The organism is Kitasatospora sp. NPDC059827, from assembly GCF_042731675.1.
Taxonomy (GTDB): Bacteria; Actinomycetota; Actinomycetes; order Streptomycetales; family Streptomycetaceae; genus Kitasatospora.
Map to the genome: position 1 here is coordinate 51,251 of NZ_JBHWIV010000009.1, position 20,988 is coordinate 72,238.

At 73.9% G+C, this 20,988-nt stretch carries 17 protein-coding genes and 1 tRNA gene; 8 read left to right on the plus strand and 10 right to left on the minus strand.

Annotated features, from left to right (window positions below; genetic code table 11):
- Positions 1-136 precede the first annotated feature (136 nt).
- Positions 137-862 (minus strand): chitinase, encoded by a 726-nt coding sequence (locus ACFV8H_RS08235; RefSeq protein ID WP_380397505.1) that lies wholly within the window; start codon positions 860-862, stop codon positions 137-139.
- 277 nt (positions 863-1,139) lie between these two features.
- Between ACFV8H_RS08235 and ACFV8H_RS08240 the strand changes: the two genes are divergently transcribed.
- The gene (locus ACFV8H_RS08240) at positions 1,140-3,170 is read left to right on the plus strand and encodes a tetratricopeptide repeat protein (protein ID WP_380397507.1); all 2,031 of its coding nucleotides are present in this window, start codon (positions 1,140-1,142) and stop codon (positions 3,168-3,170) included.
- Positions 3,171-3,190: 20 nt separating this feature from the next.
- Here ACFV8H_RS08240 and ACFV8H_RS08245 read toward each other — a convergent pair whose 3' ends face one another.
- On the minus strand, positions 3,191-3,382 hold the full coding sequence (locus tag ACFV8H_RS08245) for a DUF6011 domain-containing protein (protein WP_380397509.1): 192 nt from the start codon (positions 3,380-3,382) through the stop codon (positions 3,191-3,193).
- Between the two features lie 42 nt (positions 3,383-3,424).
- Between ACFV8H_RS08245 and ACFV8H_RS08250 the strand changes: the two genes are divergently transcribed.
- The gene (locus ACFV8H_RS08250; protein ID WP_380397511.1) at positions 3,425-4,237 is read left to right on the plus strand and encodes a TetR/AcrR family transcriptional regulator C-terminal domain-containing protein; all 813 of its coding nucleotides are present in this window, start codon (positions 3,425-3,427) and stop codon (positions 4,235-4,237) included.
- Here the strand turns inward: ACFV8H_RS08250 and ACFV8H_RS08255 are convergent.
- Positions 4,224-4,643: a winged helix-turn-helix transcriptional regulator gene (locus ACFV8H_RS08255; protein ID WP_380397513.1), complete on the minus strand. Its 420-nt coding sequence runs from the start codon at positions 4,641-4,643 to the stop codon at positions 4,224-4,226. The two genes, ACFV8H_RS08250 and ACFV8H_RS08255, sit on opposite strands and share 14 nt — an antisense overlap.
- A 110-nt stretch (positions 4,644-4,753) precedes the next feature.
- Between ACFV8H_RS08255 and ACFV8H_RS08260 the strand changes: the two genes are divergently transcribed.
- Entirely contained in the window at positions 4,754-5,647 is an 894-nt protein-coding gene (locus tag ACFV8H_RS08260) for an SDR family oxidoreductase (protein ID WP_380397515.1), read from the plus strand.
- Positions 5,648-5,825: 178 nt separating this feature from the next.
- A complete protein-coding gene (gene rarD / locus ACFV8H_RS08265; protein WP_380397517.1) occupies positions 5,826-6,767 on the plus strand; it encodes an EamA family transporter RarD in 942 nt (313 codons plus the stop codon).
- Here the strand turns inward: rarD and ACFV8H_RS08270 are convergent.
- Genes ACFV8H_RS08270 through ACFV8H_RS08280 form a run of 3 tightly spaced genes read right to left on the minus strand, consistent with a single transcriptional unit; the run spans position 6,757 to position 10,078 of the window.
- Entirely contained in the window at positions 6,757-7,722 is a 966-nt protein-coding gene (locus tag ACFV8H_RS08270) for an ABC transporter permease (RefSeq protein ID WP_380397519.1), read from the minus strand. The two genes, rarD and ACFV8H_RS08270, sit on opposite strands and share 11 nt — an antisense overlap.
- A complete protein-coding gene (locus ACFV8H_RS08275; protein ID WP_380397521.1) occupies positions 7,709-8,752 on the minus strand; it encodes an ABC transporter ATP-binding protein in 1,044 nt (347 codons plus the stop codon). Before ACFV8H_RS08275 ends, ACFV8H_RS08270 begins: the two co-directional genes overlap by 14 nt.
- Before the next feature lie 3 nt (positions 8,753-8,755).
- Complete coding sequence (locus tag ACFV8H_RS08280) at positions 8,756-10,078, minus strand: outer membrane lipoprotein carrier protein LolA (RefSeq protein ID WP_380397523.1); 1,323 nt, start codon at positions 10,076-10,078, stop codon at positions 8,756-8,758.
- A gap of 181 nt (positions 10,079-10,259) precedes the next feature.
- Between ACFV8H_RS08280 and ACFV8H_RS08285 the strand changes: the two genes are divergently transcribed.
- Positions 10,260-12,866, plus strand: coding sequence for a bifunctional FO biosynthesis protein CofGH (locus ACFV8H_RS08285; RefSeq protein ID WP_380397525.1), 2,607 nt, complete (start codon positions 10,260-10,262; stop codon positions 12,864-12,866).
- A 294-nt stretch (positions 12,867-13,160) separates the two neighbouring features.
- Positions 13,161-14,276, plus strand: a complete 1,116-nt coding sequence (locus tag ACFV8H_RS08290) for an ADP-ribosylglycohydrolase family protein (protein ID WP_380397527.1) — start codon at positions 13,161-13,163, stop codon at positions 14,274-14,276.
- Positions 14,277-14,449: 173 nt separating this feature from the next.
- Here the strand turns inward: ACFV8H_RS08290 and ACFV8H_RS08295 are convergent, their stop codons facing one another.
- The 3 genes from ACFV8H_RS08295 to ACFV8H_RS08305 all read right to left on the minus strand — a co-directional run bounded on the left by ACFV8H_RS08295 (position 14,450) and on the right by ACFV8H_RS08305 (position 16,820).
- Positions 14,450-14,659, minus strand: coding sequence for a DUF397 domain-containing protein (locus ACFV8H_RS08295; protein WP_350505095.1), 210 nt, complete (start codon positions 14,657-14,659; stop codon positions 14,450-14,452).
- Entirely contained in the window at positions 14,656-15,519 is an 864-nt protein-coding gene (locus ACFV8H_RS08300; RefSeq protein ID WP_380397529.1) for a helix-turn-helix domain-containing protein, read from the minus strand. Before ACFV8H_RS08300 ends, ACFV8H_RS08295 begins: the two co-directional genes overlap by 4 nt.
- A 548-nt stretch (positions 15,520-16,067) precedes the next feature.
- The gene (locus ACFV8H_RS08305; RefSeq protein WP_380397531.1) at positions 16,068-16,820 is read right to left on the minus strand and encodes a GPP34 family phosphoprotein; all 753 of its coding nucleotides are present in this window, start codon (positions 16,818-16,820) and stop codon (positions 16,068-16,070) included.
- 297 nt (positions 16,821-17,117) lie between these two features.
- Between ACFV8H_RS08305 and ACFV8H_RS08310 the strand changes: the two genes are divergently transcribed.
- Both ACFV8H_RS08310 and ACFV8H_RS08315 read left to right on the plus strand, forming a co-directional pair.
- On the plus strand, positions 17,118-19,532 hold the full coding sequence (locus ACFV8H_RS08310; protein ID WP_380397533.1) for a D-alanyl-D-alanine carboxypeptidase family protein: 2,415 nt from the start codon (positions 17,118-17,120) through the stop codon (positions 19,530-19,532).
- Positions 19,533-19,678: 146 nt separating this feature from the next.
- Positions 19,679-19,751 (plus strand) — tRNA-Arg (locus ACFV8H_RS08315).
- Positions 19,752-19,855: 104 nt separating this feature from the next.
- Here the strand turns inward: ACFV8H_RS08315 and ACFV8H_RS08320 are convergent.
- A complete protein-coding gene (locus ACFV8H_RS08320; protein WP_380397535.1) occupies positions 19,856-20,659 on the minus strand; it encodes a phosphatase PAP2 family protein in 804 nt (267 codons plus the stop codon).
- Between the last annotated feature and the right edge of the window lie 329 nt (positions 20,660-20,988).

The following is a 20,988-nucleotide window of genomic DNA, read 5'->3' on the forward strand; positions in this document are numbered from 1 at the left end:
CTGCGGGGCCCGCGTCTGTTGTTTATAAGCCACCGGCCCCCCAGACCCCACTCACACCGTCACCTCGACGGGCGGCCCCCCGGTGTGGTAAGGCGGCGGGCCCCACTTCCCACTCCACGGGCACCCGGCGGCGGCGTCAGCAGGAGATGTTGCCGCCGCCGACGCTGGTGCCGAGCACGCCGACGAACTGCTTGAACAGGTTGATCCGGTCGTTGCGCTCGTCCGGGTTCTTGCCGTTGCACTCCAGGTCGCCGTTGATGCTGCGGATGGTCTCGCCGAAGCCCCGGTTGTTGACGATGGCGTCGTGCGGGGTCATGGTGCCGGCGCCCTTCTGGGTGTCCCAGAACCAGAGGGCCGTCTTCCAGGAGACGGCCGGGTCGGTCTGCACCAGGTTCGGGCTGTGCAGCAGGTCGATGCCCAGGGCGTCGCCCGCGGCCTTGTAGTTGAAGTTCCAGCTGATCTGCAGCGGCCCGCGCCCGTAGTAGGCGGACTTCCCGGCCGGACAGCCGTAGGACTGGCCGGCGTCGCAGTAGTGGCTGTAGTTGGCGGTGTTCTGCTCGACGACGTAGCGCAGCCCGCCGGTCTCGTGGCTGACGTTGGCCAGGAAGGCGGCGGCCTCGCGCTTGCGGGTGGCGTCGTCGCCGCTGGTGGCGAACTTCGGGTAGGCGCCCAGGGCGTCGGTGAGGCCCTTGTACGTGTAGAAGGAGTTCCGGTTCGGGAACATCTTGTTGAACTGGGCCTCGCTGACCACGAAGGACGCCGCGGAGGCCGGTGTGGCGACCGGCCCGGTCAGGGCGAGGGTGCTCAGCACGGCGGCTGCGGCGAGTGCGGAGAGTGCGGAGAGGGTGCGGGAGGGCTTCATCGTTCCTCGTCAGGCTCGTCGGGGATGGGGAAGCGCAAGGTGCTTCGCTCTCGAAGCACCGGAGCCATCGTGGTGGCCGCCAACCCCGACCTGAGCCCTTCTCGGGTCCAAACCACTCGTAAGGGTCGTATCAGAAGGGTCGTCGCAGGAGGGGCAGTTGTCCGCCACGCCCGTCGCGGGGTGATCATCGGCCAGTCATACGCACCGGATAACCTCGTCCGCGCACGAGGACCGAGGAACCAGCGAACACCGCGCGACCGCGACCGGGGGACAGGGCATGGCGCACACCGACGACGACGGCGACGAACGGCTGGCGGCCGAGGGCGAGGTGGCCGTCGCCCGGCTGGCGATCGACTCCGGCGACCTCGACCACGCCGCCGACCACCTCGCCGACGCCATCCTCGCCGACCCCCAGCTGCCCGAACTGCACGAGGCCCTGGCCGAGTTGTGCGCCGCCACCGGCGGCCCGGCCGCGGCCCGCGAACTGTTCCCGCTGGACGGCGAGGTCTACCTGGGCACGGTCGTCTGCCGCGCCCACGTGGAGGCCGCCGCCGGGGACTGGGACACCGCCGTCGGCCTGCTCGCCTCGGCGATCCAGTACGAGCCGGCCCGCCCCTGGGCCCACACCGCGTGGCTCGCCCGCGAGGACCTGCCCACCCTGGTCGACCCGGACGCCGTCGCCCAGGCGGTGGCCCGCGCAGCCGGAGCGCTGCCGGACCCGCTGCCCACCGAACTCGCCGACGCGGTGCGACCCTTCGAGCGCTTCCTGCGGGCCGTGGTGGACCGCCACCCCGACCACCCACTGCTGCTGGCGATGGCCTCCGGCCTGACCCGCCGCTTCGGCGCCACCACCCGCGCCGTCGAACTCGCCGAGCGGGCCCACCGCCTGGCCCCCGACTACCTGCCCGCCGTGATGCTCGGCAACGCCCTGCGCGCCGACGGCCGCCCCGAGCACGCGCTCGCCGTCTGGGAGGCCGAACTGGCCCGGGTCGCACCGGCCGAGGGCAACTCCAGCGGCTACCTCGCCGTGGACGTCGCCGAGCTGTACGGCGCCCTCGGCCGACCCGCCGAGGGCATGCCCTGGCTGGAGCGCGTCCTCGCCGCCGAACCCGGGCACCCCAAGGCCGGCCCCGCCCTGTACGGCCTGCGGCACGCCGTCGACGGCGAGGCGGTCCACCTGCTCGCCCTCGCCGACCACCACCGGGACCACCCCGACCACGCGTACGCCCAGGACCTGCTGGAGCGGCTCAGCCACCGGGAGTCCTGGCTCGGGATGGTCTCCGGCACCACCGAGGCGACCGTCAACGTGCTGCACCAGGTGCTCGGTTCGTCCGGCGCCGGACGCGACACCGAGGTCGACTGCACCGCCTCCGCCGTCGAGCCGCCCAGCTCGGTGCTGGCCGTGCACCTCGCCCTGCCGCGCTCCACGGTGTCCTACCGCTCCGTCGGCGAGCCCGACCCCCGGCTGCCGCTGACCGAGCCCACCACCCGGATCTGGGCCTGGGACGGCACCGACCCGCGCCCGGCCGTCGCCGCGCCCGCCCCGGCCAGCGCCGACCTCGTGCGCGCCACCGCCGAGATCGTCTGGCCGACCGTCCCCGCCGCCTACGACCACGCCGTCCGGCTGGCCGGGCTCCCGCTGGACGAGCTGCTGGGAGTCCTGGTCCACCCGCCGCTGCCCCGCGAGGACGACCTCGGCCGCGCGCTGCTCGCCCACCAGCCCGAGCTGTGGGTGCGCGCCGTCCAGGCCTTCGCCTGCCTCGGCATCGCCCACCACCGCACCGACCAGCCCTGGGAGGGCTCCGAACGCCGCCGGGTGCTGCGCGACCTGCTGCTCGGCCCGGAGGACTGGGTGGTCGAGGCGGCCGGGTTCGCCCTGGTCGCGATCGGCTGGACCCACCCCGCCGCCCGCGCCGACGTCGCCGCACTGCTGCGGCAGCGGCTGCACTACAGCGCCCGGGCGAGCCGCAGCCGGGTGGTGACGATCCTGCGCTCGTACTGCGCCCTGGTGCTGGCCGCGCCGTGGGTGGAGCGGTCCGACCGCGAGCTCGCCCGGCGACTGCTGGCGGCGGCCGAGGCCCAGGACGCCCGGGACGGCGAGGACGGCGGCGACGGCGCGGCCGCCGAGGACGCGAAGGGACCGGAGGGCGCCGAGGGGCCCGGGGAACCAGGGGGACTCGGGGGACCCGGGGACGCCGACGCACCCGGCCCGGTGGTGCCCGAACCCCCGCAGCGACAGCGACAGCGGCCGGCCGAGCCGGGGCGGTCCCGCCCCGGCCTGCTGCGCCGCCTCTTCGGCCGCTCCTAGGCCCGCCTCCTCATTCCGCCCTACACGCCCGGCAGGGTCTCCTGGTCCACCTCGAACCGGGCGACCCGCTCCGCCGGGTCCCGGCACTCCGGCCCCAGCCGGAGCATCCGCGACTCCGGGTCGTGCAGCGGCCGGTGGCAGCGCCGACAGGTGACCCGGGGGCGGAGGACCTGGGTGGTGTCCGTGCCGGGAAGCGGTTCAGTGCTGGTCATGGGGAGACGGTAGCCGCCGCCTCCCGTGGGAGGATCCTCCGCATGGCCACCGACCGCAGCGGCGCCGACCGCAGGAGCGCCGACCGCGCCAACGCCGACCGCAGCGGCGCCGGAGACCCGGCGCGCACCCTCGCCCTGCTCTGGGGGCTCACCGCCGAGGAGAAGCCGGGCCGCCGCGGCCCCCGGCAGGCCCGGTCGACCGGCGAGATCGCCGCCGCCGCCGTCGCCCTGGCCGACGCCGAGGGTGTGGAGGCCGTCACCATGCGCCGGGTGGCCCAGGAGCTGGGGCTGTCCCCGATGGCCCTCTACACCTACGTGCCGGGCAAGGCCGAGCTGCTCGACCTGATGCTCGACACCGTCTACGCCGCCGTGCCCCGCAGCGCCCCGGCGGACGCGGGCTGGCGGGCCCGGGCCACCGCCGTCGCGGACGACAACCGGGCGCTGTTCCGCGCCCACCCGTGGGTCGCCGCCGTCTCCACCAGCCGCCCGCCGCTCGGCCCCGGCCTGATGGCCAAGTACGAGTACGAGCTGCGCGCCCTGGAGGGCACCGGCCTGCCCGACGTCGAGCTGGACGCCGCGCTGACCCACCTGCTCGGCTTCGTCCAGACCTGCGCCCGGATGGCCGCCGACGAGCGGGCCGCCCAGCAGGACAGCGCGATGACCGACGCCCAGTGGTGGCAGGCCAACGCCGAGCTGCTGGCCCGGGTCTTCGACCCCGAGCGCCACCCGGTGGCTGCCCGGGTCGGCGCCGCGGCGGGCGAGGCGCACGGCGGCGCGTACGACCCGGACCACGCGTACGCCTTCGGCCTGGCCCGGGTGCTGGACGGGCTGGAGGCCCTGATCAGGGAGCGGTAGCCCGCCCGTCGTACTCCTCGCGCGCCGCGACCACGGCGGCCACCCGCTGCTCCGACCAGTGGGCGAGCGCCGCGACCAGCTCCGCCGCCTCCCGGCCGAGCGGGGTGAGGCTGTAGTCGACCCTGGGCGGGATCACCGCGTGCGCCTCGCGCAGCACGAAGCCGTCCCGCTCCAGCGTCTGGAGGGTCTGGGCGAGCATCTTCTCGCTGACCCCCGAGACCTGCCGCCGCAGTTCGCTGAACCGGTAGCCGCGCTCGCGCAGCGCGCCGAGGACGAGCACGCCCCAGCGGCTGGTGACGTGCTCCAGCACGCCCCGGGACGGGCACATCCGGTCGAAGACGTTCGCCGGGGGCGGCACCGCGTCGACCGGTGCCCCGCCCACCATGCGCAGGGTGCTTACCTTCATGTCAGTACCCTACTTCGAAGTGCGTACTTTCGAAAGGTTAGTGCCAGCCCTAGGGTGAGTGTCGAGGCCAGAGGCCATTCGAGGTCGGAACCCATCCAGAGGAGCACCCCATGTACGTCGTCACCGGAGCCACCGGCCAGCTCGGCCGCCTCGTCGTCGAGGGCCTGCTGGCCCGGGTCCCCGCGGGCGAGGTGGCGGTCGCCGTCCGCTCCGCCGGGAAGGCGGCCGACCTGGCCGCGCGCGGGGTCGACGTCCGGGTGGTCGACTACGACCGGCCGGAGAGCCTGGCCGGCGCCTTCGCCGCCGGGGACCGGGTGCTGCTGATCTCGGGCAGCGAGGTCGGCCGCCGGATCCCGCAGCACCGGGCCGTGGTCGAGGCCGCGCGGGCGGCCGGGGTCGCCCTGCTCGCCTACACCAGCATCCCGGCGGCGGCCACCTTCCGGCTGGCCGACGAGCACCGGGCGACCGAGGAGCTGGTCCTCGCCTCCGGCCTGCCGTACGCCTTCCTGCGCAACGGCTGGTACACCGAGAACTACCTGGGCGACGCGGCCGGCACGGTCGAGCGCGGCGTGGTGCTCGGCAGTGCCGGGGACGGCCGGGTGGCCACCGCCCCGCGCCGGGACTACGCCGACGCGGCGGTCGCGGTGCTGCTGGGCGACGGCGCGGCTGGCGGCAACGGCGAGGACGAGGGCGCCCGGGGCCGGGTGTACGAGCTGAGCGGCGACACCGCCTGGAGCCTGCCCGAGCTGGCCGCCGAGCTGGCGCAGGCCTCCGGCAAGCCGGTCGCGCACCGCGACGTCACCCCGGCCGAGCACCTGGAGGTCCTGGTCGGCGCGGGCCTGCCGCAGGGCTTCGCCGAGGCGCTGGTCGACGTGGACGCGGGCATCGCGCGCGGCGAGCTGGCCGGCACCCCGGGCGACCTGGCCCGGCTGATCGGCCGCCCGACCGCCCCGCTGGCGCAGTCCGTCCGCGAGGCGCTGGCCGCCCGGTCGACCGGCGCCTGACACGGGCGCCTGAAAGGCCCCTGACCGGCGCGGACGCCGGAGTCCGACCGGCGAGGACGCCGGAGCCGTCCAGCATGCAAGCAATGTCATGACCAAAATCCGGAAACGGAGATGACAGCCCGCCCTCCCGCCCGCTACCGTCGCATCGATATTCGCGCGCGCGGGAGGGCACTCGGCCATGCCACAGACGACCCAGCAGGACAGCGGCCGAGGCCTCTGGTACGGCACGGCGGCCTACGGGATCTGGGGGATCTTCCCCCTGTTCTGGCCGCTGCTGGAGCCCGGCGCCGCCGACGACATCCTCGCCAACCGGATGGTCTGGTCGCTGGTCGCGGTGGTGCTGATGCTGGTCGCCCAGCGGCACTGGAGCTGGATACGCCCGCTGCTGCGCCAGCCCCGCCGGCTCGCCATGCTGGCCGGCGCGGCCACCGTGATCTCCGTCAACTGGGGCGTCTACATCTGGGCCGTCAACAACGGCCACGTGGTGGAGACCAGCCTCGGCTACTTCATCAACCCCCTGGTCACCATCGGCTTCGGCGTCCTGGTGCTCAAGGAACGGCTGCGCACGGTGCAGTGGACGGCCGTCGGCATCGGCGCCGCCGCCGTCGCGGTGCTCACCGCCGCCTACGGGCAGCTGCCCTGGGTCGCGCTCACCCTGGCGCTCTCCTTCGCCACCTACGGCCTGGTGAAGAAGCAGGTCGGGCTGAGCGGGTTGGAGAGCCTGGCCGCGGAGAGCGCCTTCATGTTCCCCTTCGCCCTCGGCTACCTCGTCTACCTGGAGGTCAGCGGGCGCGGCACCTTCGGGCACACGGTGGCCGGCTCGTACGGCTGGGGGCACTCCGCGCTGCTGGTGGTCAGCGGGGTGATCACCGCGATCCCGCTGCTGTTCTTCGGTGCGGCCGCCGTCCGGGTGCCGCTGACGGTGCTCGGCCTGCTGCAGTACCTGGCGCCGGTGTTCCAGTTCCTGATCGGCGTCGCGGTCTTCCACGAGTCGATGCCGCCCGCGCGCTGGGCCGGCTTCGCCCTGGTGTGGGCCGCGCTCGCGCTGCTCACCTGGGACGCGCTGCGCCAGGTGCGGGCGGACCGTGCGGGGGCGGCCAAGGAACCCGTCAGGCGCTGATGTCGCGGCTGGTGAACCGGGCCCAGGCCGCCGAGCCGAACACGGCGACGTAGGCGGCCTGGAGGCCGAGGTCCTTCCACACGCCGTCCCAGTACATCGGCTCGCGCAGCAGGTCCGAGAAGCTCATCCAGTAGTGGGTGAACAGGAACGGCCGGACCGCGTCCAGCTGCGGGAAGGCGTCCAGGATCTGCACCGTGATCACCAGCCCGACGGTCGCGGCCATCGCCGCGATGCCGCTGCCGGTGAGGGTGGAGACGAACAGCCCGATCGCCACCAGCCCGGCCAGCGAGGCGGCGACCACCCCGGCCACCAGCACCGCCCGCAGCAGGGCGTCGCCGAAGCCGATGGTGTCCCCGGAGATCAGGGTGACCTCGCCGAGCGGGAACAGGGCGGCGCCGGCGGCCAGTGCCGTCACCGCGACCGCCGCGGTGGCGGCCAGGCAGAACACCAGCCCGGCGGTGAACTTGGCGGCCAGCAGCCTGGTCCGCCCGGCGGGGGCGACCAGCAGGTAGCGCAGCGTCCCGGTGGCCGCCTCGCCCGCCACCGAGTCCCCGGCGACCACGCCGACCGTCATCGGCAGGAAGACCGGCAGGGCCACCGCCAGCGCGGTGAACACCAGGAACAGGCCGTTCTGGGTGGTCTGCGCGATGAAGCTCGGCGCGCCGCCGCCACCGCCGTGCGGACTGTCGGTGTTGAGCTTGACGATCACCCCGATCAGGACCGGCAGCGCCGCCAGGATGCCCAGCAGCACCTTGGTGCGCATCCGGCGGAAGGTCAGGTGCAGTTCGTTGCGGAACAGCGCCAGGAACCCGGACGCGGTCTGCGGCCGCCGCCCGGCCACCAGCACCGTCCCGCCCGCCGCCGACCCGGCCGTGGCCGCTCCGCCTGCGGCCGCTCCGCCCGTGGCGGCTCCGGTCGTAGCCGTCCCGCCCGCCGAAGCCTCAGCCCGCGACATCGAAGCCCTCCCCGGTCAGCGCCACGAAGGCGTCCTCCAACGTGCCCCGCTCCAGCCCGAACCCGTGCACCCGGACCCCGGCCTCGACCAGCGCCGCGCACAGCTTGGGCAGCGCCTCGTCGCCGCTCGCGCCCAGCTCGCCGTCGACCCGGCCCTCGCCGGGCACCAGCGCGCCCACCTGGTGGGCGGCCAGCACCTCGGCGGCCTGCGCCACGTCGGGGGTGCGGACCACCAGCCGGCCCTGGGCCCGGGCGGCCAGCTCGGCCACGGTGCCCTGGACGACCAGCCGGCCCCGGGACATCACGGCCGCGTGGGTGCAGACCTGCTCGATCTCGTCCAGCAGGTGCGAGGAGAGGAACACCGTGGTGCCCTCCGCCGCGACCTCCCGCACCAGCGCCCGGATCTCCCGCATGCCCTGCGGGTCCAGCCCGTTGGTCGGCTCGTCCAGCACCAGCAGCTCGCGCGGCTGCAGCAGCGCCGCGGCCAGGCCCAGCCGCTGCTTCATGCCGAGCGAGTAGGCGCGGGCCTTCTTCCCGGCGGCGGCGCTCAGGCCGACCCGCTCCAGCGCCGTCCCGACCCGCTGCCGGCGGGTGCGCGGGTCGGCGGTCGGGTCGGCGGCGTCGAAGCGGACCAGGTTGTCCCGGCCGGAGAGGAAGCCGTACAGCGCCGGGCCCTCGATCAGCGCGCCCACCCGGGGCAGCACGGTGGCGACGGACTGCGGCATCGACTCGCCGAGCACGGTGGCGGAGCCGGAGGTGGGGGCGATCAGGCCCATCAGCATCCGGATGGTGGTGGTCTTGCCGGAGCCGTTGGGGCCGAGGAAGCCGAACACGGAGCCGCGCGGCACGGCCAGGTCCAGGCCGTCGACGGCGAGTTGGCCGCCGCGGAAGCGCTTGGTCAGGCCGCGGGTCCTGATCACGTCGTCGGTACGGGGGGCCTCGGGAGCGGAAGGAACGGGGGCCGGGCGCGACGCGGCGCCCGGACCCCCGGCCGACTCCGTAACGTCCCCCGTTACGGGAGCCTCGGTCATGCGTCAGTTCACCCCGGCGGCGTGCTGGAGGACCGGCAGGGTCACCGCACCGGCGAAGACCCGGCCGTCGTCGGTGAGCAGGACGTTGACGACCTTGGTGCTGATCAGGGTGCCGCCGCCGACCGGCTTGCCGAGCGACTTCACCAGCGCCTGCGGGTTCATCGACCGGCTCTGGTGCTTGCCCTGCTTGCCGTTGCCCTGCTTGCCGTCGCTCTGCGGGCCGCCGAAGGGCGCCCCGGTGCTGCTGGGCAGCTGGGTGGAGACCACGGCCGTCCAGCCCTCGCCGATCACGTTCACGCCGTCGTGGCCCTTGGCCCGCTCACCCGCGGGGCCCTGTCCGCCGGCGGCGCCCTGGGCGCCCTGGTCGCGGGAGCCGTGGGCGCCCTCGGCCGCCGTACCCGCCTTCTGCTCCGTCACCTTGGCGCCCTTGGGCACGGTGAAGTCGAAGGTCTTGGCGGCGGGCGCGGCGAAGGACACGTCGGTGAAGTGCACGTCCAGCACGGTGGAGCCGTCGGTGGACTTCACCACCACCGCGAGCGGCACCCCGTTGTCGGCCGCCACCGAGATCCGCACCTCGGAGATCGTCGAGCCGACCTGGGTCGGCTTGACGCTCAGCCGGTACGCCTTCTGCCCGGCCACGTTGGCCGTTCCGTCGACGGTGACGGAGGTGGTGCCGGCACTCCCGGTCAGGAACTGCTTCGCGGCCTCCTGCGGGGTGGTCGGCACCCCGGCGAGCGGGCCCTTCGGCTTCCCGGCGTGATCGGTGTGATCGGTGTGACCGGCGGGCCCGGCCGGACGCCCGGTCAGGTGCAGGGCGGTGTTGGTCGAGCTGTCCCAGGCCCAGCTCTGGTCGCCGTTGCGGACCAGGGTGTAGCCGGCCATGTTCTCCATCAGGTCGACCCGCTGACGGTCCGGGCCGTCCACCGCGACCCGCAGCGTCCGGTCACCGCCGAGCAGGCCGAGCAGCTTGGCCTGCGGGTCCGCGCCCGCGCCGCCGTCGGTCCCGCCGCCGTGTCCGGCCGCCGCGCCGAGGCCGCCCGCGGCCGCGCCCAGCAGCTGGCTGGGCACCCCGAGGTCGGTGGAGACGGAGACCGTCCCGGACAGGGTCTGGGCGTCCGAGCCGAGCACCTTGGCCACCACCTGCTCGGCGGACAGCTGCGGCAGGTCCGGTGGCGAGTCGGCGGCCAGCGCCGGCACCAGCCCGACCCCGGCGGCGATCGCCGCGACCACCGCCACCGGCACCCCGACCCGCACCAGGGTGCGCCGCCGTGAGCGGTACGGCACCCCGCCGTCCGAACGGTCTTCCCCCGCCGTCCCATTGGTCATGGCGTCCTCAACTCCTCTACGAACCCGTGCGATTGGCCCTGCACCTCCATTAGAGGCCGGTACCGCCGCCACGTCATCGCCCTGCAGGGGCACTTCGAGGTGAACCTGGCGGGTACGCCGACCCTGAGACGGCCTCAGGGTTGGGTCATCCCGTCGTACCACCCTGGCGTAGGGTCGCGCCATGGACGGAACCGCAACGGACGCAAGCAACCCTCCGACCGCGAACGCCATGCGGCGCGCCCTGCGCCGCGCCCGGGACGGCGTGGCCCTCGACCCGACCGAGGCCGCCGTCCTGCTCCAGGCCAGAGGCGAGGACCTGCGCGACCTGTGCGCGAGCGCCGCCCGGGTGCGCGACGCCGGCCTGGAGGCGGCCGGCCGTCCCGGCGTCATCACCTACTCCAAGAGCGTGTTCATCCCGCTCACCCGGCTCTGCCGCGACAAGTGCCACTACTGCACCTTCGTCACCGTCCCCGGCAAGCTGCGCCGGGCCGGGCACGGGATGTTCATGTCCCCGGACGAGGTGCTGGAGGTGGCCCGGCGCGGAGCCGAACTCGGTTGCAAGGAAGCCCTGATCACCCTCGGCGACAAGCCCGAGGACCGCTGGCCCGAGGCCCGCGAGTGGCTGGACGCGCACGGCTACGACGACACCGTCGCCTACGTCCGGGCCATGTCCATCCGGATCCTGGAGGAGACCGGCCTGCTGCCGCACCTCAACCCCGGGGTGCTCAGCTGGACGGACTTCCAGCGCCTCAAGCCCGTCTCGGCGTCCATGGGCATGATGCTGGAGACCACGGCCACCCGGCTGTGGAGCGAGCCCGGCGGCCCGCACTTCGGCTCCCCGGACAAGGAACCCGCCGTCCGGCTGCGGGTGCTGGAGGACGCGGGCCGCAGCTCCGTCCCCTTCACCAGCGGCCTGCTGATCGGCATCGGCGAGACGTACGAGGAGCGCGCCGAGTCGCTGTTCGCGCTGCGCAAGGTCTCCCGGGCCTACCACGGCGTCCAGGAACTGATCCTGCAGAACTTCCGGGCCAAGCCGGACACCGCGATGCGCGGCATGCCCGACGCCGAACTGGACGAGCTGGTCGCCACGGTGGCCGTCGCCCGGCACCTGCTCGGCCCGACCGCCTGCCTCCAGGCGCCGCCGAACCTGGTCGACGGCGAGTACGAGCGGCTGATCGCCGCGGGCATCGACGACTGGGGCGGCGTCTCCCCGCTCACCCCGGACCACGTCAACCCCGAGCGCCCCTGGCCGCAGATCGACCGCCTCGCCGAACGCTCCGCCGCGGCCGGCTTCGAACTGCGCGAGCGCCTCGCCGTCTACCCCGAGTACGTGCTGCGCGGCGAACCCTGGCTGGACCCGCGGGTGCTGCCGCACGTCCGCGCCCTGGCCGACCCGGCCACCGGCCTGGCCGACCCGGACGCGGCCGTCCTGGGCCGCCCCTGGCAGGAGCCCGAGGACCTGCCCGAGTCGTACGGCCGGACCGACCTGCACACCGCCGTCGACACCGAGGGCCGCACCGGCGACCGCCGGGCCGACTTCGAGGACGTGTACGGCGACTGGGAGGTGCTGCGCGAGCAGGTGCTGGCCAAGGGCGCGCCCGAGCGCCTCGCCGGGGACCTGCGCGAGGCGCTGGCGGTGGCCGCCGACGACCCGACGAAGCTCACCGACGACCACGCGCTGGCGCTCTTCCACGCCGACGGCCCGGCCCTGGACGCCCTGTGCCGGATCGCCGACGACGTCCGCAAGGCGGCGGTCGGCGAGGAGGTCACCTACTGCGTCACCCGGAACATCAACTTCACCAACGTCTGCTACACCGGCTGCCGCTTCTGCGCCTTCGCCCAGCGCCGCACCGACGCCGACGCCTACACCCTCTCCCTGGAGCAGGTCGCCGAACGGGCCGCCCAGGCCTGGGAGGTGGGCGCCACCGAGGTGTGCATGCAGGGCGGCATCCACCCGGACCTGCCCGGCACCGCCTACTTCGACATCGCCCGCGCGGTGAAGGAGCGGGTCCCCGGCATCCACGTGCACGCCTTCTCGCCGATGGAGGTGGTCAACGGGGCCACCAGGACGGGCCTGTCGATCCGCGACTGGCTGCAGCGGGCCAAGGAGTCCGGTCTGGACACCATCCCCGGCACCGCCGCCGAGATCCTCGACGACGAGGTCCGCTGGGTGCTCACCAAGGGCAAGCTGCCGGCCGCGACCTGGGTCGAGGTGGTCAGCACCGCGCACGAGCTGGGCATCCGCTCCTCGTCCACCATGATGTACGGGCACGTGGACACCCCCGCGCACTGGCTCGGGCACCTGCGGCTGCTCGCCCAGATCCAGCAGCGCTCGCTCGAATCCAACAGCGCTGGCGGCTTCACCGAGTTCGTCACCCTCCCGTTCATTCACACCAACGCCCCGGTCTACCTGGCCGGCATCGCCCGCCCCGGCCCGACCGCCCGGGACAACCGCGCCGTGGTCGCGATGGCCCGGCTGCTGCTGCACCCGCACATCCCCAACATCCAGACCAGCTGGGTCAAGCTGGGCGCCGAGGGCGCGGCCGAGATGCTCCGCTCCGGTGCCAACGACCTCGGCGGCACGCTGATGGAGGAGACCATCTCGCGGATGGCCGGCTCGGCGTACGGCAGCTACAAGTCGGTGCGCGACCTCCAGGCGATCGCCGAGGCCGCCGGCCGCCCGCACCGCCAGCGCACCACCCTCTACGGCGAGGTGCCCGCCGAGCGGCGGGCGGCGGCGCTCGCCTCGGACGGGCACCTGCCGGAGCTGCTGCCGGTCCTGGACTGAGGCCGGGCGCCGGAACCCCGGCCGCCGTACGGGCGGCGGCCGGGCGGGACCGGGCGGTCGGGGGACCGGGCGGGACCGTTACGGGCGGGTGGCGGGCCGGGCGGGGCAGGGGCCGTGCGGGTAGGGACCGTACCGGCAGGGGCCGGGCGGCGGCCGGGCAGGGGCCGGACGGGGGCGGCGGACTCCGTGGGAGGCCGTCCTTCCGTTCGAACCTTCGAAGTACAGTGCCAGGGCGCGTCGGCGGCCGTGGTGTCGCACGCGGCCCCCGACCCCGACGAAAGGCGCCCCGTCGTGATGCCACTGTGGTCACGAGCCCAGCAGCAGGACTTCCGCAGCCGGGTGCGCGGCTGCCTGCTCGGCGGTGCCATCGGTGACGCGCTCGGCGCCGGCGTCGAGTTCGAGCACCTGGAGAAGATCCGGGCGCAGCACGGCCCGCAGGGCGTCACCGGCTACCTCCCCGCCTACGGGCGCACCGGCGCCGTCACCGACGACACCCAGCTCAGCCTGTTCACCGTGGACGGCCTGATCCGCGCCCACATCCGGCGCGACACCGGCAGCTGGCACCCGCCCACCGACCTGCACCTGGCCTACCTGCGCTGGGCCGCCACCCAGCGCGACTGGGGCCCGGACGAGCGCCGCCCCGACCTCGGCTGGCTCGGCCGCGAGGAGTGGCTGTACGCCCAGCGCGCCCCCGGCCAGGGCTGCCTGACCGGCCTCACCGGCCCGGACGGCGAGCGCCTCGGCACCCTGGACCGGCCCAAGAACCCGCACTCCAAGGGCTGCGGCACGGTGGTGCGGGCGGCGCCCTTCGGGCTGCTCACCACCTGGGAGCCGGGTCTGGTGTTCCAACTCGCGGTGGAGTGCTCGGTGCTCACCCACGGCCACCCCACCGGCTACCTCGCGGCGGGCGCCTTCGCGGTGATCGTCCAGGCCGTCGCCCGCGGCGGCACCCTGGAGGAGGGCGTGCACCTGGCACTGGCCCTGCTCTCCGAGCGGCACGGGCACGAGGAGACCACCGCCGCGCTGCGCGCCGCACTGGACGCGGTCCGGGCCGGCGAGCCGTCCGCCGAGCGGGTCGAGGCCCTGGGGGAGGGCTGGGTCGCCGAGGAGGCGCTGGCCATCGGGGTCTACTGCGCGCTGGTCGCCCACGACGTCCGCTCGGGCCTGCTGCTGGCCGTCAACCACTCCGGGGACAGCGACTCCACCGGTTCGATATGCGGCAACCTGCTCGGGGTGCTGCACGGCGACACCGCGCTGCCGCCGGGCCTGGTGGCCGGGCTGGAGGGGCGCGGCGCGATCCTCGAACTCGCCGACGACTTCGCCCTGGAGCTGATGCACGGCACCGAACTGCACGACCGGCAGAGCCCGGAGGGGGCCGACTGGGCGGTCCGCTACCCGGTGGCGCACTGAACGGGGGCGCTCCGGCTAATGCCTTCGTGTAGGGCGCCTTGGTGAAGGGCGCGTTGGTGAAGGGCGCCTTCGTGAAGGACGGCCCCCGGAACGACAGTTGCCCGTAGCGCCGACCGCCGCCGCTCGGGGCGACGGACAGCGCTACGGGCAACTGGGCCGAGCACGGATCCCGTTCAGACCTCGCCGAAGGCCCCCGCCGCCGCAGCGGACGCGAAGGCGTTCCAGGCCTGGGTGGAGAAGCGCAGCTGCGGACCGGCCGGGTCCTTGGAGTCCCGGACCGCGACCGCTCCCGCGGCCGGTCCGGCGATCTCCACGCAGGCGCCCTGGCCTCCACTGTGACTGCTCTTGCGCCAACGGGTTCCGTGCTCGGCGGGGGTGCTCATTCGTGGTATCCCTTTTCGATGTCGGCTATCAGCGACCGGCTCTCCGCGACACCGAGTGCGGCCGCTCTCAGGTAGTCGTACAGACCGGTATAGCGGCGCACATCGGTCTCCTTCTCCAGGTAGAGATCGCTCGTCACACCTTCGAAGTAGACAACCGTGGAATCGGCTGACTCCGGGAACTCCAGCAGGGAGAATGTCCCGGTCATACCGGGGTGGGCGCCGTGCGAGAACGGGATCACCTGGATGGTGATGTTCGGGCGCAGGCTCAGCTCCAGCATCTGCCGCAGCTGGCGGGCCATGACCTCGCGGCTGCCGACCTCGCGGCGCAGCGCCGCCTCGTCTATGACGGTCCACAGGCTGCCGAGCTGGTTCTCGCCGTGGACGCGCTCCTGGCGCTTCATCCGCACCTGGACCCGGCGCTGCACCGCGATCGCGTCGGTGTCCGGCTGGGTGCCCTCGACCACCGCCTGCGCGTACTGCTCGGTCTGCAACAGGCCGGGGATGAAGGAGGACTCGTACGCGCGGATCGAGGAGGCCTCGGCCTCCAGCCCGATGTAGACGCTGTACGGGGTCGGCATGTCGTTGAAGTCGTGCCACCAGCCGCGCTGGCGGGACTCCTTGGCCATCTCCATCAGGCTGCCGCGCATCTGCTCGTCGGCCACGTTGTACACGTCGCAGAGGTCGCGCACGTCGCGCTGGCTGATGCTGCGGCGGCCGTTCTCCAGGCGGCTGATCTTCGACTGGGAGACCATCAGGCGGCCGGCCACCTCCTCCGCCGTCATCCCCAGGCCCTCGCGGAGTTTGCGCAGCTCGGAGCCGAGGCGTCGGCGGCGCACGGTGGGATTGATGTTCGCGGACACGTCGACCTCCGGCCGAACCTCTGGTGATCGTTGGAACGGCAGCCCTCGGAACACTTCGGACATTGGGACCAACCCCCCTGACTTGGAGCAGCATGCCACCTTGGGCCAGGTCGGCGCCGGGGAATCACAGCAGCGCGGTAGAACAGATCATCGGAAAAGCGCGTCTGTGAGACAGCGGAAGCCCCCAGGTGGTAATGCGGCTCGGCGACTCGAACCGGTAGTTGCGGTGGGCCCCCACGGGCCTGCGGGAACGGCAGAGGGGCGGTCGCCGGGCGACTTGCGTCGCGGGGCGACCGCCCCTCTGTGCTCCTGGTGCTTCTCGTGCTTCCGGTGTTCCCGATGCCTCCGGTGGTGCCGGTGGTGCCGGTGGAACCGGTCGTCCTGGTGGTGCGGAGAAGTGCGAAAGGTCGTTCAGCGCCGCCGAGGGGCACGAACGGTGCGCCGCGCGCTGCCGGGCGTTCCCTCGGACCTTCGGTCGGACGCGCCGTGGTCCGGGTCGTCGGACGTGCCGCCCGGGTCGTCTCCCGGTACGGGTCCGGCGGCCCGGGTCAGCGCACCCCGACCCGCGGTGCGGGGACCCGCCCGCCCGGGGCCCGGCCCGCGGCACGGGCACCGGAGCGACCGGAAGCGGCCCCGGAACCGGCCCCAGGGCCCTGGGATGAACGGTTCTGCTGCGCCGGCAGGCCGTTCTGCACGTCCATCACGGCATGCGCGACCATCCCGCCCAACGGGTCGTACCGGATCAGGTCGCGCAGCCGCGACCGTGAGGACCGGCCCTCGTTGCCCGGGTACAGGTGCTTGCCCAGCCCCACCGAGTGGGCGAGGGCCGCGAGCGCGGCCGTCCGCGGGTCCGGCGGCACGCCGGTGCGGATCGCGGTGTCCAGTCGCTGCTTGATCGCGGCGTTGGTGCAGTCGTCGGACGCCTGGTACCGGGTCGTCGGCAGCACCCCGCACACCTGCCCCGGCACGGCCGTGACCATGCCGCAGCGCTCCAGGTGCGCCAGGTACGTCTGCCGCAGCCCCAGCCGGGGCCCGCCGATCCAGTGCGCCGCGCGGACCGGACTGCCGCGTCGGCGCAGCAGTTCCAGTGCGTGGTCGAGGGTCGGGTCACCGGTCGGTCGTGCGAGCACGACGGCGATCCGGTCACCCTCCGGTACGATCCGTCCGGCCAGGGACAGCTCGACGAGCTGGGCCCCGGCGAGTCCGAGGTCGAGGGTCTGCGGCTGCGCCGTGGTACCCGTGGTCGGGTCCAAAGCGAGCAGCAAGAGTTCCTCGGGAACAGTTCTGCGGCTCTTGCCCATCCAAGCCTCCCCGCGTGGATGAGAGACAGGGTGACGCCTCTCACACGGGCTTGTCGAGTACGCCTCCGAATCGTGACCTTGCGGTGAAGGCGCGGAACCGGCGGCCTCGGGCCCGGCGTCTGACCCTTGAACAGACCGCGTTGCGGCCGTGCGGCGGCAATAAGCCCCGGTCGGGCGGGGTGTGCGCGGCCGGACGGCCGTCGGTGGCGGAGACTGTACAGGTACACGGGGCGGGGCGTCGGCTTCCCGAAATCGGGTCTGCCGGTGCCCCGCCGGGCGTTGAGGAGGCTGGGATACGTGGGCGAGTCCCCCGACAGGGTGCTGAGGGACGGCGAGCGGGAGCGGGAGCGGGACCGCGAGCGCGAGCGGAAGGGCGAACGGGAGGGTGCGGCGGCTGCCGGGGCGTCAGCCGGGGCCGTCCGGTCCTCGGCCGCCGCCTCGACCGGGGCTGCCGCCGACGCGTCCGCTGACGCCTCGCCCGCCGCCGACACCGCTGCCGACACCGCTGCCGACACTGCCGCCGGCACCTCGGCCGACTCCTCCGTGGACGGGCCGAAGACGGGCACCAAGGGCGGCCCGACGGTGGAGCTCCGTGTCCGGGATGTGGACAGTCGGACGACCATGCTGCGGCTGCCGACGGACGACCGCACCACCGCCCTGCGGCTGCCGGTGGACAACCGGACCACCGCGCTGCGCCTGCCGGAGGAGCTGCGCAGGCCCTCGGACGAGGGCGGTTCCGGGGGCGGCGCGCAGAAGGAGAAGGACGCGCCGGAGATCGACGGCGAGAAGAGGGGCGCCGAGCGGACGCCCGTCGCCGACCCGCGTCTCGCCATCCGGACCGCCGCGGCGACGGAGCCGGTCGGCAAGGCCGACGGGGCCGACACGGTGGACGAAGCCGACGAGGCCGACGAAGCCGACGGGCCCGATGAGGCGGCGACGGCCGAGAAGCAGGCGGAGGCCGAGAAGCCGGAGAAGGCCGACGCGCCCGAGACCCCCGGAGCTTCCGAGACCTCCGAGGCCTCCGAGACCCCCGACGCCACCGCGCCCCTCGCACTGACCGGGAACGGGCAGCCCGGTCAGCGCTCGGGCGGGGCGGGGCAGTCGGGCCGGTCCGAGAAGCTGGAGAAGCCCGCCCCGCTCCGCACCCCCGCGGCCCCGGCGGCGCCGCCCGCCGCCGGCAGCGTCCCCGAGCCCCCGGAGCCCGCTCCGCTGCCGGAGCCGGACCCGGCCCCCGAACCGCTGCCCCGGCCGGCCCCGAAGCCGGCCCCCACCCCCACCCCCGCGCCGACACCGCTGCCCGAGCCGGACCGGCGGCCGGTGCCGCCCGTCCCGCCGCTGCCCCGGCCCGAGCCGCTGCCCTCCCAGCAGGTGCCGCCGCGGCCGGAGCCCCGGCCGACTCCGGAGCCCCAGCCCGAGCCCCAGCCCTCGCCGGAGAACACCGCCGAGGCGATGGAGGTGCTCGCCACCCTCAACGCCCGCCCGGTCTCGCCGCTGCGCCGCGCGCTCAAGCGGGTCACCATCTGGACGGCCTTCCTGGCCGTGGTGCTCGGCGTGCTCGTGGTGGGCCAGCTGCTGCGCCCGCTGCCGGACCCGAAGCTGCGGATGACGACCGCGGGCAGTTTCAGCTTCGCCGGCGACCAGTTGGACCTCGCCTGGCCGACCAAGGGCCAGTCCGCCGCCGAGGTGGTCGGCGTCGGAAGCCTGGGCACCTCGGGTCAGGAGGCGCCGGCCTCGATCGCCAGCGTCACCAAGGTGATGAACGCCTACCTGATCCTGCAGAAGTTCCCGCTCAAGAAGGGGGAGAGCGGCCCCAAGATCAAGGTGGACAAGCAGGCCGCTCAGGAGTCCGGCAACGCCGACGAGTCCCGGGTGACGCTCGTCGAGAACCAGGAGCTCACCGAGTACCAGGCGCTGGAACTGCTGATGCTGCCGTCCGCCAACAACGTGGCCCGGCTGCTCGCCCGTTTCCACTCCGGCTCCGAGGACGCGTTCGTCAAGCAGATGAACGACACCGCGGCCAAGTTCGGCATGACCAACACCACCTACGCCGACCCGGCGGGCTACAACGCGGACACCAAGTCCACCGCGAAGGACCAGCTCAAGCTGGCCGAGCAGGTCATGCAGGACGACATCTTCCGGCAGATCGTCTCCACCCCGGACACCACGTTCAACAACGCGAAGATCTCCAACACCAACAACCTGATCAACCCGAAGACCGGCGTCATCGGCGTCAAGACCGGTTCCAGCACCCCGGCCGGCGGCTGCCTGATGTGGGCCGCCTACAAGGAGATCGGCGGCGTGAAGCGGCTGATCCTCGGCGTCACCCTGGGCCAGCAGGCCACCAGCCCGAACCCCGGTGACGGCATCCTGCCGACCGTGCTCAAGGTCAGCGGCAAGCAGATCCAGGCCGCGCAGAACGGGCTGACCGGCCAGACCGTGGTGAAGAAGGGCGACGTGGTCGCCAGCGTGGACGACGGCCTCGGCGGCAAGGTCCAGGTCGTCGCCACCAACGACCTGGTGGTACCCGGCTTCCCGGGCGTCACCGGCACCGTCACCCTGGACCCGTCCGCCCTGGGCCACAACGAGAAGGCGGGCAAGGAGGTCGGCACGCTGCGCGTGGGCGCGGGCGACAGCCGGACGGAGGTCCGGGTGGCCCTCCAGAGCGACCTGAACCCGCCGTCCATCGAGTCCCGCCTGCTGCGCCTGCTCTGACCGTCCCGGCGCGGGGGAAGCCGGCTCGCCCGGCTCCCCTCGCGCTGTCCCCCCGTCAGACCCCGGCACCCCCGCCTCCCGGACCGCCACCCCCGGCCGACCCCTGATCCGGTACGCTGTGAACGGCCTGGTCACCGACCGGCCACGCCTCAGTAGCTCAGGGGATAGAGCACGGCTCTCCTAAAGCCGGTGTCGCAGGTTCGAATCCTGCCTGGGGCACATTCAGAACCGCAGTTCGCAGGCCCTCCGCCCACCCGGGCGGAGGGCCTGCGGCGTTCCCGCCCCCTGGGCGTGCCACTGCCGCGCTGCCCGGGGAGGGCGGATCAGCGGACCGGACCGTCCAACTCGCCGTCCTCCAGCGGCTCGTCGGCCCGCGGCATGCGGACGGACGGCACGATGACCCGCTGGACCCTGGGCCTGGTGCGCCAGTTGACCCGTCGGACGTCCCGGGCCAGGGCGCCCGGCCGCCAGAGTTCGATCACGGCCGTCACGACGCCCAGCACGGCGCCGGCGGCCAGCCAGCCGGCCAGTACGTCGCTGGGCCAGTGCACCCCGAGGGCGGTCCTGGTCCAGCCGATGGTCAGCACCGTCACCGCGGCCACCGCGCAGGCGGCGGTCCGGCCGCGTCGGCCGACCCGGTACCAGACCAGGCCGACCAGGACGGCACAGGTGATCGCCGAGGCCATGGCGTGCCCGGAGGGGAAGGCCGGGCCGCCCGCGTGCGACACCGGGTCGGAGAAGGCGGGCCGCTGCCGGCCGACGGCCAGCTTGAGCGCCCACTGGGCCGCCCAGCCCACCAGCGCCTGGGCGGCCACCCAGCCGGCCAGCACCCGGGCACCGATCAGCAGGAGCCAGGCGGCCGCACAGCCCAGCAGGATACGCATCGTGACCGGGCCGCCGATGTCGGAGAGGGTCTGCACCGCGGCGGTCCAGATCCGGTGATCGCGTGCGTAGGAGTGCAGTCCGCCGATCCAGTCCTGGTCGAACTCGTGCAGGGGGTGCCAGCGGCCCGTCACCAGCGTCGCCAGGAGGCCGAACAGCGCGGCGCAGCCCAGCGCGACCGACGCGTCCCGAAGGAGGCGGCGATGACGCACGGTGACGGGTCTCGTGCTGTTGGTCAGGTGCATGCCTGACACCTTCCCAGTGCGCTGTGCCGATCGGGAGCTGGAGTGATAGCGATTCGGCATCTTTTGTGCGGAGGACCTGCGTGCGCCGGGGGGCGGGCGCGGGCGGAAGCCGGGGGCGCGCGGGAACGTCCACAAGCGTTCGCCTGTTCAACCCATGGGCGACGGTTGCGTGTGCGGTCGGTGAAGAGGCGCTCCACGAGCGGTCGCGAACGGGCACCCGAGGTGCCCGGGCGGTCACCGAGTGTCCAGAACCGTGGTGAAAACCGGCAGGATACTGCATCACGAGGAAGAATCTGAACGACTTGGGAATGTTGTCCGGAATCTGTTCG

What these genes read in the sequence shown, in the direction of transcription:
- ACFV8H_RS08320 (WP_380397535.1), bottom strand. Translation starts at nt 20,659, where the DNA reads ATGCACCTGACCAACAGCACGAGACCCGTCACCGTGCGTCATCGCCGC.
- ACFV8H_RS08240 (WP_380397507.1), top strand. Translation starts at nt 1,140, where the DNA reads ATGGCGCACACCGACGACGACGGCGACGAACGGCTGGCGGCCGAGGGC.
- ACFV8H_RS08275 (WP_380397521.1), bottom strand. Translation starts at nt 8,752, where the DNA reads ATGACCGAGGCTCCCGTAACGGGGGACGTTACGGAGTCGGCCGGGGGT.
- ACFV8H_RS08305 (WP_380397531.1), bottom strand. Translation starts at nt 16,820, where the DNA reads ATGGGCAAGAGCCGCAGAACTGTTCCCGAGGAACTCTTGCTGCTCGCT.
- ACFV8H_RS08235 (WP_380397505.1), bottom strand. Translation starts at nt 862, where the DNA reads ATGAAGCCCTCCCGCACCCTCTCCGCACTCTCCGCACTCGCCGCAGCC.
- ACFV8H_RS08270 (WP_380397519.1), bottom strand. Translation starts at nt 7,722, where the DNA reads ATGTCGCGGGCTGAGGCTTCGGCGGGCGGGACGGCTACGACCGGAGCC.
- ACFV8H_RS08260 (WP_380397515.1), top strand. Translation starts at nt 4,754, where the DNA reads ATGTACGTCGTCACCGGAGCCACCGGCCAGCTCGGCCGCCTCGTCGTC.
- ACFV8H_RS08255 (WP_380397513.1), bottom strand. Translation starts at nt 4,643, where the DNA reads ATGAAGGTAAGCACCCTGCGCATGGTGGGCGGGGCACCGGTCGACGCG.
- rarD (WP_380397517.1), top strand. Translation starts at nt 5,826, where the DNA reads ATGCCACAGACGACCCAGCAGGACAGCGGCCGAGGCCTCTGGTACGGC.
- ACFV8H_RS08280 (WP_380397523.1), bottom strand. Translation starts at nt 10,078, where the DNA reads ATGACCAATGGGACGGCGGGGGAAGACCGTTCGGACGGCGGGGTGCCG.
- ACFV8H_RS08285 (WP_380397525.1), top strand. Translation starts at nt 10,260, where the DNA reads ATGGACGGAACCGCAACGGACGCAAGCAACCCTCCGACCGCGAACGCC.
- ACFV8H_RS08290 (WP_380397527.1), top strand. Translation starts at nt 13,161, where the DNA reads ATGCCACTGTGGTCACGAGCCCAGCAGCAGGACTTCCGCAGCCGGGTG.
- ACFV8H_RS08245 (WP_380397509.1), bottom strand. Translation starts at nt 3,382, where the DNA reads ATGACCAGCACTGAACCGCTTCCCGGCACGGACACCACCCAGGTCCTC.
- ACFV8H_RS08250 (WP_380397511.1), top strand. Translation starts at nt 3,425, where the DNA reads ATGGCCACCGACCGCAGCGGCGCCGACCGCAGGAGCGCCGACCGCGCC.
- ACFV8H_RS08295 (WP_350505095.1), bottom strand. Translation starts at nt 14,659, where the DNA reads ATGAGCACCCCCGCCGAGCACGGAACCCGTTGGCGCAAGAGCAGTCAC.